This window comes from Longimicrobium sp. (assembly GCF_036387355.1).
In the GTDB taxonomy this organism is placed as follows: domain Bacteria; phylum Gemmatimonadota; class Gemmatimonadetes; order Longimicrobiales; family Longimicrobiaceae; genus Longimicrobium.
This window is the reverse complement of sequence record NZ_DASVTX010000186.1, coordinates 1-11,658: the sequence shown is the minus strand read 5'-3', so window position 1 is coordinate 11,658 and position 11,658 is coordinate 1. Positions and strand designations below refer to the sequence as shown.

Annotated in this window: 10 protein-coding genes; 7 read left to right on the top strand and 3 right to left on the bottom strand. The window is 71.2% G+C overall.

From position 1 onward, the window contains the following. The first annotated feature begins 2 nt into the window (after positions 1 to 2). The 4 genes from VF665_RS08350 (at position 3) to VF665_RS08335 (ending at position 4,987) form a co-directional block, all read left to right on the top strand. Positions 3 to 326, top strand: coding sequence for a cupin domain-containing protein (locus VF665_RS08350; protein ID WP_349263111.1), 324 nt, complete (start codon positions 3 to 5; stop codon positions 324 to 326). Between the two features lie 605 nt (positions 327 to 931). Continuing rightward, entirely contained in the window at positions 932 to 2,029 is a 1,098-nt protein-coding gene (locus VF665_RS08345) for a sensor histidine kinase (protein ID WP_331052954.1), read from the top strand. A 99-nt stretch (positions 2,030 to 2,128) separates the two neighbouring features. Beyond that, the gene (locus tag VF665_RS08340; protein WP_331052953.1) at positions 2,129 to 4,111 is read left to right on the top strand and encodes an ABC transporter ATP-binding protein; all 1,983 of its coding nucleotides are present in this window, start codon (positions 2,129 to 2,131) and stop codon (positions 4,109 to 4,111) included. A 129-nt stretch (positions 4,112 to 4,240) separates the two neighbouring features. Beyond that, entirely contained in the window at positions 4,241 to 4,987 is a 747-nt protein-coding gene (locus VF665_RS08335) for a UDP-2,3-diacylglucosamine diphosphatase (protein ID WP_331052952.1), read from the top strand. 842 nt (positions 4,988 to 5,829) lie between these two features. Here the strand turns inward: VF665_RS08335 and VF665_RS08330 are convergent. From VF665_RS08330 to VF665_RS08320, 3 genes are all read right to left on the bottom strand, one after another. After that, on the bottom strand, positions 5,830 to 6,312 hold the full coding sequence (locus VF665_RS08330) for a DUF983 domain-containing protein (protein WP_331052951.1): 483 nt from the start codon (positions 6,310 to 6,312) through the stop codon (positions 5,830 to 5,832). 566 nt (positions 6,313 to 6,878) lie between these two features. Further along, complete coding sequence (gene murI, locus VF665_RS08325; RefSeq protein ID WP_331052950.1) at positions 6,879 to 7,664, bottom strand: glutamate racemase; 786 nt, start codon at positions 7,662 to 7,664, stop codon at positions 6,879 to 6,881. Continuing rightward, complete coding sequence (locus tag VF665_RS08320; protein ID WP_331052949.1) at positions 7,661 to 8,251, bottom strand: DUF5683 domain-containing protein; 591 nt, start codon at positions 8,249 to 8,251, stop codon at positions 7,661 to 7,663. The genes murI and VF665_RS08320 overlap by 4 nt, the downstream gene beginning before the upstream one ends. A gap of 186 nt (positions 8,252 to 8,437) precedes the next feature. Between VF665_RS08320 and VF665_RS08315 the strand changes: the two genes are divergently transcribed. The 3 genes from VF665_RS08315 to VF665_RS08305 all read left to right on the top strand — a co-directional run. Further along, positions 8,438 to 9,157 (top strand): rhomboid family intramembrane serine protease, encoded by a 720-nt coding sequence (locus tag VF665_RS08315; RefSeq protein ID WP_331052948.1) that lies wholly within the window; start codon positions 8,438 to 8,440, stop codon positions 9,155 to 9,157. Between the two features lie 186 nt (positions 9,158 to 9,343). Beyond that, positions 9,344 to 10,381, top strand: a complete 1,038-nt coding sequence (locus VF665_RS08310; protein ID WP_331052947.1) for a BMP family ABC transporter substrate-binding protein — start codon at positions 9,344 to 9,346, stop codon at positions 10,379 to 10,381. Positions 10,382 to 10,455: 74 nt separating this feature from the next. Further along, positions 10,456 to 11,658: ABC transporter ATP-binding protein (locus VF665_RS08305; protein ID WP_331052946.1), on the top strand; the 1,203-nt coding region annotated here is incomplete at its 3' end.

Below are 11,658 nucleotides of genomic sequence, written 5' to 3'. Positions count from 1 at the left end.
GCGTGCACAAGGTCAGTTCCTCCACCTCGCCCACCGGCGCGGGCGGGCAGAAGTACCTGGCCACCGGCGTGAGCCTGGGCATGCGGCTGTGGGAAAACGAGCAGCCCGGTGAGGACAAGCCCACCAGCCGCCGTCCCTACGAGGTCGTGGGCTACGTCCTGTCCGGCCGCGCCGAGCTTCACCTGGAAGGGCAGACCGTGATCCTGGAGCCCGGCGACTCCTGGGTCGTTCCCAAGGACGCGGAGCACACCTACAAGATCCTGGAGTCGTTCTCCGCGGTCGAGGCCACGCATCCGCCCGCCAGCGTGCACGGCCGGGACGAGTAACCGCCGTCTCGCTCGGATCGCGCGGATGCAAAGGCGCGGGGGAACCGCGGAGGACAGGCGTCCACGCTTCCCCCGCGCCGACGTCTTTTCAGCGGAAGCGAGCAGAGGAAGACGCGTCCACGCTGCACCCGCGCCGCGTCCATGCTCTTCCCGCAGGCAGAGGATCGGTATCCAAGCTGCACCCGCGCCGCATCCTTCCTCTTCCACGCGGGCGGAGGACGCACGTCCACGCTGCCCCGGCACTGCTGCCTGTCCTCCCCGAGCGGGCGGAGGACGGGTGTGCACGCTTTCACCGCGCCGATGGTTTCCCTTGGCGCAGCGAGCGAACGTGGTACGTCCAGAGGAGCCCGGGCCGAAGTCTTGTCTTTCACGCGGCCAGCGGAGGACGCGCGCCGAACCATACCGCCGCGCCGAACGGCTCCCCCTCTCCCGCGGAGCGGGCGGAGGGGGTTGGGGGGAGGGGGCCTCTCCGCATGCGCCAAATCCCCGCTTCCCCGCCCCGGCCCCTCCGCCGCTTCCGTCCCTCATCCCACGCCAGACGTGCCGCCGGGGACGCGCGGATGTAGCTTCCCCGCGCCCACTCCGTCCCCGCGCCCGCCGCCCGCATGACCTCCGACCTCGATCCGCCGCTCGCGCCCGAACCCCACACCCGCCTTCCTCGCGTGGTGCGGGTGCTTCTGCGCATCCCGCTCTTCTACAAGATCCTCATCGCCAACGCCGTGCTGGTGCTGGTGGGCACCATCTTCGGCAGCATGGTGACCGCGCGGTACGTGCGCGCCAACCCCGCCGCCAGCACGCAGGAACTGGTGAGCTCCATGGCAGTCGCGGGGATCTGCGCCACCGTGCTGGTGAACGCGCTCATCCTCAAGCTGGCGCTGGAACCGCTGGACGCGCTGGAGCGCACCGCCGCCCGCGTGCAGCGGGGCAGCCTGGACGCGCGCGTTCCCCGCTCCGCCGTGGCCGACCGCGAGCTGGACCGCCTGACCCACACCTTCAACAGCATGCTGGACGCGGCCGAAACCTCGCGCGAGCGGCTGCGCGAGGTGGCGTCGCGCGCGCTCACGGCGGCGGAAGAGGAGCGCAAGCGCATCGCCCGCGAACTGCACGACGAAACCGCGCAGCTGCTGGCCGCGCTCCTCATCCGCATCCGCGTGGTGCGCAACGCGGGCGACCCCGACGCGGTCGCCACGCTGCTGGAAGACATGCGGCGCGAGATCGGCCAGGCGCTGGAAGGCGTGCGCCGCTTCGCCCGCGGCCTGCGCCCGCCCGCGTTGGACGAGCTGGGCCTCGTTCCCGCCATCGAATCGCACCTGCGCACCCTGCGCGAAATCAGCCCCGTCCACATCACCCTGGACGCGGAGCAGGCGCGCGACGAACGGCTCGCGCCGGAGGCGGAGCTGGCCGTGTACCGCATCGTGCAGGAGGCGCTCAGCAACATCCTGCGCCACTCCTCCGCATCCCACGCGGCCGTCACCGTGCGCCGCGAGCCCGACCGCATGGTGGTGACGGTGGATGACGACGGGCGCGGCTTCTCCGTCGCCGAAACCATGGCGGCCGGCGGCGGACTGGGATTGTTCGGCATGACGGAGCGCGCGGCGTACCTGGGCGGACGGGTGGAAGTGCGCAGCGAACCCGGCACCGGCACCCGCGTTCGCGCCGAAATCCCGCTGGCCCAGGATGGGCTCCCGCCCGCGCCCGGCTGACCTGTTTGTGCGGGATCTGTCCGGAACCGGCGTCCACGTTGTTCAACCGGACGCTCCGGAGGTTCCTGAGACGGGAGCAGTTGATTAGATTTGCCGGCCATGAGCACCCACGCACCCTCCGCGACTCCGTCGCCAGATACGGCGCAAAACGAGCGGCCACGCATTCCGGCCCCGCCCGCGCCCTCCGCCACCCCGCCCGCCAAGCTGAACTTCTGGCAGAAGCTGCAGGGCGGCGACCTTCGCTACCTGGTCCCGCGGCTGCGGCCGCACGCCGGCAAGCTGTCCATCGCCGCGGTCATGCTGCTGGCCAGCACGGCCATGAGCCTGGTCTTTCCCACCGTGGTGGGGCGGATCATGGACACGGCGTTCGGGGCCGGCGGGCGCGGGCAGCTGGACCGCACCGTCCTGTTCCTGCTCGGCCTGTTCAGCATCCAGGCCGTCATGACCTTCTGCCAGGCGTACCTGCTGAGTGCGAGCGGCGAGCGCATCATCGCCCGGCTGCGCGAAGACCTGTTCGCGCACCTGCTGCGCCTGCCGCCCGCCTTCTTCGCGGACCGGCGCACGGGCGAGCTTACCAGCCGCCTGGGCACCGACGTCACCATGCTGCAGGGCGTGCTGACCATGAACGCGCTGGAACTGCTCAAGCAGTCCCTGCTGCTGGTGGGCGCGCTGGTGATGCTTACGGTGACGCACATCTATCTGACCGGCATCACCATGCTGCTCGTTCCCATCGTCGTGGGCACGGCCATCTTCTTCGGCGCGCGGCTCAAGACGGCGTCGCAGGGGGTGATGGACGAGGTGGCCGAGGCCAGCGCCATCGCCGAGGAGTCGTTCTCGCAGATCCGCGTGGTGCAGAGCTTTGTGGGCGAGCCGCACGAGCAGGCGCGCTACGGCGCGCGCATCACGGCCGCCGTTTCCGTCGCGCTGCGGCGTGCCGTAACCCGAGGCCTGTTCTACAGCGTCATCGGGTTCGTGAGCATGAGCGCGTCCGTCCTGGTGCTGTGGGTGGGTGGGCGGATGGTGCTGGCGGGGACGCTGACCGTGGGCACGCTGTTCAGCTTCCTGCTGTACTCGGCGATGGCGGCCAACGCGGTGGGCGCGCTGGGCGGGCTGTGGAGCGCGTACCAGGAGTCCATGGGCGCCGCCACCCGCGTGTTCCAGCTTCTGCGCTCCAACCCGCGCCTGCGCGACGCGGACAACGCGGCCAGCCTGCCGGCGCGGGTGGCGGGCGCGGTGGCGTTCGACGACGTGTGGTTCCGCTACGAGCCGGCGGACGAGCTTCCCAAGCTGGACGGGCCTCCCCTTCCCGGCCAGGGACGGGCACGGAGCGCCTCCGCGCCCGCGGCTCCCGCCGGGGTGCCGGACTGGACGCTGCGCGGCATCTCGTTCCAGATCCGCCCGGGAGAAACGGTGGCCCTCGTGGGCCCGTCCGGCGCGGGTAAGACGACCATCGCCGCGTTGATCCCGCGTTTCTGGGACGTGCAGCGCGGGGCGGTGCGGGTGGAGGGGATGGACGTGCGCGAGGTGCGCATGGCGGAGCTTCGCGAGGCCATCGGCCTGGTGCCGCAGGAAACGCTGCTGTTCAGCGGATCGGTGCGCGACAACATCGGCTACGCGCGGCCGGACGCCACCGAAGAGCAGATCCTGGCCGCCGCCCGCGCCGCGCACGCGCACGAGTTCGTCAAGCTGCTGCCGGAGGGCTACGACACCCGCGTGGGCGAGCGGGGGGTCAAGCTGAGCGGCGGGCAGCGGCAGCGCATCGCCCTGGCGCGCGCCATTCTCAAGGATCCCGCGATCCTGATTCTGGACGAGGCCACGAGCGCGCTGGACACGGAAAGCGAAGCGCTGATCGAGGATGCGCTCAACACGCTGCTGCAGAACCGCACGACGCTCATCATCGCGCACCGGCTTTCCACCGTGCGCCGCGCCAACCGCATTCTGGTGCTGGACAACGGAACGATCGCCGAAACGGGGACGCACGCGGAGCTGATCGCCGCGGGCGGGCTGTACGCGCGCCTGTACGCGCACCAGTTCCGCGAGCGCGCCGAGGCCGCCGCCGAGGAACCGGCGCTGACCGTCTGATCGTCACGGTTTGCGCCATCCGCCGAATCTCCCGCCTCCGTCCTGCTGCAGGGCGGAGGCGGGTTTCGTTCGGTTGATGACGATCCGCCGTTCTTGTTTGCGCGGGGGCGGCCGGGTAGCTTGGCGGCCATGCAATCCAAGCCTGTCTACGTCGTTTCCGACATTCATCTGGGCGCGGTCCCTCCCGCCACGGAGCGCGCCTTCCGCGGCTTTCTGGACCACGTGGCGGGAAACGCGTCGTCGCTGCTCATCAACGGCGACCTGTTCGACTTCTGGTTCGAGTACCGCCACGTGATCCTGGCCGAGCACTACCGCGTGCTGGCCAAGCTGCGGGACGTGGTGGAGGCAGGCGTGCCGGTGTCGTTCGTGGGCGGCAACCACGATGCGTGGGCGGGGCCGTTTCTGCGCGACGAGGTGGGAATCGCACTGTTCGACGGTCCGGTGGAGATGGAGCTGGCCGGACGCCGCGCGCTGGTGGCGCACGGAGACGGCGTGGGCCGCGGCGACCTGAAGTATCGCGCGCTCAAGCGGATGATCCGAAATCCGGTCACCGTAGGCGCGTTCCGTACGCTGCACCCGGACTGGGGCCGGCGCATCGCGCTGCTGGCGTCGTCCACGGAACACAAGGCGGATACGGGGGATCGGGCGGCGAGCGGGCGGGCGGCGTTCATCGAGTCGTGGGCCGTGGAGCAGCTTCGCACGCGGCCGGAGATCGACCTGGTGCTGGCGGGGCACTCGCACGTGGCGTCGCGCACGGAGGTGGAGCCGGGCCGATGGTACGTCAACTCGGGCGACTGGCTGCGCACCTTTGACTACGTGGTCCTCCCCCCCGGCGGCGGCGCTCCCGAGCCCCGCGCCTGGACTCCCGCCGAGTGACGCGCGGCGCCTGACTCGCCTGGTCGCGCAGATGACGGGGGTGACGGGCGGTCCGCGCCTCAGCGCCTCAAACGGTTGTTGAGAAATCGAGTTCGCCTTCCGCCTCGGCGTCTGAGAGTCATCCTGAAGGAGCCCCGCACCGCGGCATCCGTCGCGCCGAACCATGTGCGACTGAAGGATCCCGGACCGAAGCATCCGCGGCGCTGCTGACCGGCGCGGCGTGCGACGGCCTCCTCGCCGCGCCGGCGGGCTTTGCGGCACGCCACGCAACCTGGCGTGCGCGGGACCGTTTGGTGCGGGATTCTTCGGTCGGCGTCAGAGTATGACCACGCGGACGGTGAGGCGAGGCGCCTTCCTCAGAATGACCTCACGGTCCCGGCGCTCGACGGGAACGCCGATGGGCTTCCGCCTCGGCGTCTGAGAGTCATCCTGAAGGAGCCCCGCACCGCGGCATCCGTCGCGATGAACCATGTGCGACTGAAGGATCCCGGACCAAAGCATCCGCGGCGCTGCCGACCGGCGCGGCGTGCGACGGCCTCCTCGCCGCGCCGGCGGGCTTTGCGGCACGCCACGCAACCTGGCGTGCGCGGGACCGTGTGGTGCGGGATTCTTCGGTCGGCGCCGGACTGTGAGCACGCGGACGGTGCGGCGAGGCGCCTCCCTCAGAATGACCCTCGCAGGCCGAGGCGTTACCACAGGCTAGTTTCGCAAGACGCGATGATGATAGAAAGCTGTCGCGCACGGCCGCGTTGCGGCGCCTCTCCAGAGCCATCGCCGTTACGCAGAACGCGCCGCCGATCCTCGTGATCGGCGGCGCGTTTTCTGATCCCGATGGCGACGGGCTAGCGGTCGCGGAAGTTGCGGTGCGTGTCGTGGGGCTGCGTGCGGTGCCACTCCATCTCGTCCGGTGTCACGGGACGGATCATCATGTCCGCCGCCAGCCAGAGCGTGTTGGAGAACGGAAAGAACGCAAACGGCGCGATCGCCATCAGCACCAGCGCCGTCCATCCCAGCGGCGCCCACGGCACGTCCGGCCAGAACCCCACCACGACTCCCACGATCGCCAGCGCCAGCACCCCCTCGCTGAGCGCGATGTTGAACATCATGGCGCCGAGAAAGAAGTCTTCCTCGCCGCGCTCCGTGCGCAGCCCGCACGACGGGCAGACGCGCCGCAGCTTCATCCACGACGGGCCGCGCAGCGACGCACGGCCGCAGTGCGGGCAGCGGAGCCGCAGGGCGCGCGTGATGAGCGTGAAGCCGCGGCCCGGCTCAGTGGGATCCACGCCGGACGGCGCGGCGGGTGTCTGCGGTTCCGTTTTCGTCATCGTCATGAATGTACGCATGCGGATGGGCGGCTGCACGTAAACTCTCGTCGTGCAACAATCTATGTGACGGCCCATCCCCGCCGCAGTCCGGAAATCCCCCACCTGCCCTCAGCGGATCCGATGCGCGGCGGAAATGGCCGTGCAGTCGGCGGGGCTGAGCGACTGAAGTCGCCGCAACAACGACGGAAAGTCTCCCCAAACAGGCGGGGAGACTTCACCTGCACGCGGCGCAGACTCCAGTGCGCAAGGCGAAGATCCGCGCGGCCGCCGCCCTGAGCGGATGAATCCGCCGCTCCAGAAGCGGAAAGCCCCGACTCGCGGCCGCTGTCGCGCCCACGATCAGGGCTTCAACCGACCGGGCGGACGGCCCGGTGCAGGCCACCCGCGCCGAAGCGGCGGATGCAGTCCGCGCAGGCGGACTTCGTGCTGTTCCAGCGGCGAATTCATTCGCTCTGGACGGGCCGACGGCGCAGATTTTCGTATCCCGCGGCGGACCTTCGTGTCGCGCCACGTGCTCCGGCCGCACGTCTGCAGACCCGTACTCCGGCCAATGTCCGCAGGCCCGATCAGATCTCCACGCGCTCCACGCGCACGGGCTCGCCCCACAGCCGTTCCACCACCGGCGCGGCCTCCGCCGGGTCGCCCGTCGTGAGGATGCGCACCGCACCCGGCCCGCCCTCCGCCAGCGCACCCGCCTCCGCCAGGATCTGCCGCGTGCGCCGCGCGATCGCTTCGCCGCTGTCCATCAGCAGAACGTCCGGCCCCAGCGCCGCCTGAATGGCGTCGCGCACAAAGACGTAGTGCGTGCACCCCAGCACGACGGTGTCCACCCCCGCCTCTCGCAGCGGCGCCACGTATTCCGCCATGCGCGCCTCCAGCTCCGGGCCCGCGAGCATCCCGTCCTCCACCATGTCCGCCAGCCCGGGACAGGGCTGGCGGAGAATGGTGGCGCCCGTGCCGTGCGCATCCACCAGGCGCTGCAGGCGGGCGGAGCCGCAGGTGCGCGTGGTGGCCATCACCCCCACCCGGCCGTTGCGCGACTGGCGCACCGCGGGCTTCAGCGCCGGCTCCAGCCCGATCACCGGAATGCGCAACTCCTCGCGAAGCTGCTCCAGCGCCGCGCCGGACGCGGTGTTGCACGCGACGACGAACACCTTGGCGCCCTGCCCCTGCATCCACCGCCCGATGGCCAGCGAGCGGGCGCGCACCTCCTCCTCGGAGCGGTCGCCGTAGGGCACGTACGCCGTGTCCGCCACGTACAGCAGCGGCTCCGCGGGGAGGGCAGCGCGGATCTCGCGGGCCACGCTCAGCCCGCCGATGCCGGAATCAAAGACGCCGACGGGCGCGTTCATCGCGGCAGGGGCACCGTGGCCCGCAGTTCGGTGCCGCCGCCGGGACGCGGAATCGCGTTCACGTGCACGTCGAAGTCCTGCAGGTGCGCCGCCACGAATGCGTCCGCGCCGGAAAAGAAGAGCCAGAAGATGGAGAGCGTGATCCAGTCTTCGCGCTGGTTTTCGCGGCTGCGCACCAGCCCCGTCTTGGCGTCCGGCGCAATCTGCCCCGTCTCGCGCAGCCGCCGCTGCTGCTCGCGCGCCTCGCCCAGCCGCTGGTTGGCGGTCAGCAGCATCCACAGGCTCCCCGCCTCCAGCGTGAAGTACACCCCGCCCCGCCCCGGCGCGCCCAGTTCCGATTGCCCCCACCCGGGGAGCACGAGCGAGTGCAGAAAGGCGCGCCCCGGCGAGACGCGGAAGTTTTCCGTGGTGTCGGGCTCCGCGCGGCGCGCGGCCGCGCTGTCGCGCCGCACCAGCGGGCGCACGGAATCCTGCGTCTGCGCGGCGGCCGGCGCGGGAATGGCGCCCAGCGCGGCGAGCGCCAGCAGAGAGAGCAGAAGCCGGCGCAGGGCGCGGGCGGCACAGTCCGGATGCGGACGGATGGGCATGGATGCGTTGGTCGGTTTCGTGCGCCGTGCCGCGTGCAGGCGGCCGTCCCGGCGCGGCGGCGGGCAAAGTAGCGCACGCCCCGCGCCGCAGTCCAGCGTACACGCCGCCCGGCACGGGGTTCGCCCAACGGTCCACGGGGTACAATCCCCCTCGCGGGTCGCATTCAACTTTCCGGCCGAGACAACGTGTTTCCCATCAACGACGAAAACCCCACGGAGCTGCGGCCGTGGATGACGGTGCTGATCCTGCTGGCCAACGTGGCGGTGTGGATGACCATCCAGGGCGCCGGCGAGGTGCGGGCGCTGGAAGCGTCGGTGATGGCGTTCGGCGCGCAGCCGTGCGAGGTCACCGCCGCCTGCCCCGTGACGGGGCTGGGGACGGGCGCCATCCTGACTTCCATCTTCATGCACGGCAGCTGGATGCACCTGATCGGCAACATGATGTTCCTGTGGGTGTTCGGGAACAACGTCGAAGACAGCATGGGGCACCTCCGGTTCCTGGTCTTCTACCTGGTCTGCGGCGTGGCGGCGGCGCTCGCGCAGATCTTCTTTTCCCCCACCAGCGACATTCCCATGGTGGGGGCCAGCGGCGCCATCAGCGGCATCATGGGCGCGTACATCCTCCTGTACCCGCGCGCGCGGGTGCGGACCTTCTTTCCGCCCTTCTTCTTCTTTCACCTGCGCGCCTTCTGGTTCCTGGGCCTCTGGTTCGCCATGCAGCTGCTGTCCGGCTTTCTTTCGCTAGGGGTGGCGGAGGAGCAGGGCGGCGTGGCGGTGTGGGCGCACGTGGGCGGCTTTGTGGCGGGGCTGCTGCTGATCCGCGTCTTTGACCGGCCGCGGCTGGTGCAGGCCAAGCGCAGCGGCGTGCAGCTGCCGCGCGACGAGGTGGCGAACCTGCGCTGGTAGGGGTAGAATGCGCGCGCCCCGCCCGCCGGAGCCCCGCCCGGCCGCGGCGCGGAACGTCCCGGCCCATCAGGTGTTCCTTCCGCCGCTCCCCCGCGCGCCGCGCGGGGCGGGACGGCCCGCAGACCCCGACGCGGGAGGGGCCGCGCGTTCTTGACGCGCGCTCCCCGTTCCCCGATTGTTACCGCCATGCGTAAGCTTCTGATTGCCATCGGCGTGCTCCTGGCGGCGCACGCCGCCCTGCTTTTCGTGCGCCCGTCCGGCGCCGACACCGGAACCGAGGGCGACGGCCTGCGCGTGGGCATCGTCTTTGACGTCGGCGGGCGGGGCGACAAGTCGTTCAACGACGGGGCCTACCTGGGCGCTGAGCGCGCCGCGCGCGAACTGGGCGCGCAGATCCGCTTCGTGGAGCCGGGCGAGGGCTCGGACCGCGAGGCCGGGCTGCGCCTGCTGGCCGCGCAGGGGATGGACCTGGTCATCGGCGTGGGCTTCATCTTCACGGACGACCTGAGCGGCCTGGCGGCGGAGTACCCCAACACCCGCTTTGCCGGGGTGGACTTCTCGCTCAAGACCGACGACGCGGGCAACGTGGTGCCGCCCCCCGCCAACCTGGCCGCGCTCAAGTTCCGCGAGGAGCAGGGCTCGTTCCTCGTGGGCGCGCTGGCCGCGTTGACGTCCAAGACGAAGCGCGTGGGCTTCGTGGGGGGAATGGACATTCCCCTGATTCACAAGTTCGAGGCGGGCTACCGGGCGGGCGTGCTGCACGTGTGCCCCGAGTGCCGCGTGAGCGTGCAGTACGCCGGCGTGACGCCGGAGGCGTTCCGCAACCCGGGCCGCGGCAAGGAGCTGGCGCTGAGCCAGTACAACAGCGGGGTGGACGTGATCTTTCACGCCAGCGGCAGCACGGGGCTGGGCGTGTTCGAGGCGGCGCGCGCCACCGGCAGGCTGGCCATCGGCGTGGACGCCGACCAGTACCCCGAGGCGCCGGGCTACGTGCTGACCTCCATGGTCAAGGGCGTCGACAACGCGGTGTACGACATCATCAAGCGCGCCAAGGACAACCAGTTCCACGGCGGCGTATTCGAGTTCGGGCTGCGCGAGGGCGGTGTGCGCTACGTGTACGACGAGAACAACCGCAAGCTGATCCCGGACCCGGTGCGCGCGCGGCTGGAGCAGCTCCGCAACGAGGTCATCGCCGGCCGCATCCGCGTGCCGTCCACGCGCTGAGCCCCTTTCCTCTCCCCTTTTCGCAGAACCCCGTGGCACCTGACACCCCTGCCGCCTCCGCCGCGGCGGTGCGCATGACCGGGATTGACAAGGCGTTCGGTCCCGTGCGCGCCAACCGCGGCGCGAGCCTGGAGGTGGGCGCCGGCGAGATCCACGCCCTGGTGGGCGAGAACGGCGCCGGCAAGTCCACCCTCATGCGCATCCTGAGCGGGATGTTCACCCCCGACGCGGGCACGGTGGAGGTGAACGGGCGCGACGTGACCGGCTGGTCCACCGCCCAGGCCATCGACGCGGGCGTGGGGATGGTGCACCAGCACTTCATGCTCGTTCCCACGCTCACCGTGGCGGAGAACGTGGTGCTGGGCACCGAGCCCCGCCGCGGCCTGCAGCTGGACCGGGAGCGCGCCCGCCGCGAGGTGCGCGAACTGAGCGAGCGCACGGGGCTGCGCGTGGACGTGGACCGGCTCGTCAGCCAGCTTTCCGTGGGCGAGGCGCAGCGGGTGGAGATTCTCAAGGCGCTGTTCCGCGGCGCGCGCGTGCTGATCCTGGACGAGCCCACGGCCGTGCTCTCGCCGCCGGAGGTGGTGGAGTTGTGGAACGTGCTGCGCGGGCTGCGGGCGGAGGGAGCGACGGTCATCCTCATCACCCACCGCCTGGGCGAGGTGATGGAGGTGTCGGACGCCATCACCGTGATGCGCGCGGGGACCACGGTGGGGTGGCTGCGCACGTCGGAAACGACGCCGGCCGGGATCGCGCGGGCCATGGTGGGGCGCGACGTGGCCCTGGCCTCCGCGCTGGTGGGCGAGTCCACCCCCCCGCCCCGCGACGTGGTGCGCACGGGCGCGCCGGCGCTGGAGGTGCGCGACCTGGTGGTGGCCGCGCCCAACCGGCCGCGCGCGGTGGACGGCGTTTCGTTCCAGCTGATGCCGGGGGAGATCCTGGGGATCGCCGGCGTGGAGGGGAACGGGCAGACGGAGCTGATCGAGGCCATCGCGGGGCTGGAGCCCGTGGTGAGCGGCGCCATCGTGCTGGGCGCGGCGGACATCACGCACCGCACCGTGCGCCAGCGCGGCGAGGCGGGCCTTTCGCACGTGCCCGAGGACCGGCACCGGCGCGGGCTGCTGATGGACTACTCGGTGGCGGACAACCTGGTCCTGGGACAGCAGCACCAGTTTGCCCGGGGGATGGCGCTGGACCGGGGCAAGATTTCGCAGAACGCCGCCGAGCAGGTGCGCGCCTACGACATCCGCCCCACGGACTCCACGCTGCCCGCGCGC

Bases quoted from the DNA above. Each gene is read 5' to 3' on its own strand.
- VF665_RS08345 (WP_331052954.1), top strand. From the start codon at position 932: ATGACCTCCGACCTCGATCCGCCGCTCGCGCCCGAACCCCACACCCGC.
- VF665_RS08340 (WP_331052953.1), top strand. From the start codon at position 2,129: ATGAGCACCCACGCACCCTCCGCGACTCCGTCGCCAGATACGGCGCAA.
- VF665_RS08335 (WP_331052952.1), top strand. From the start codon at position 4,241: ATGCAATCCAAGCCTGTCTACGTCGTTTCCGACATTCATCTGGGCGCG.
- VF665_RS08330 (WP_331052951.1), bottom strand. From the start codon at position 6,312: ATGACGAAAACGGAACCGCAGACACCCGCCGCGCCGTCCGGCGTGGAT.
- murI (WP_331052950.1), bottom strand. From the start codon at position 7,664: ATGAACGCGCCCGTCGGCGTCTTTGATTCCGGCATCGGCGGGCTGAGC.
- VF665_RS08320 (WP_331052949.1), bottom strand. From the start codon at position 8,251: ATGCCCATCCGTCCGCATCCGGACTGTGCCGCCCGCGCCCTGCGCCGG.
- VF665_RS08310 (WP_331052947.1), top strand. From the start codon at position 9,344: ATGCGTAAGCTTCTGATTGCCATCGGCGTGCTCCTGGCGGCGCACGCC.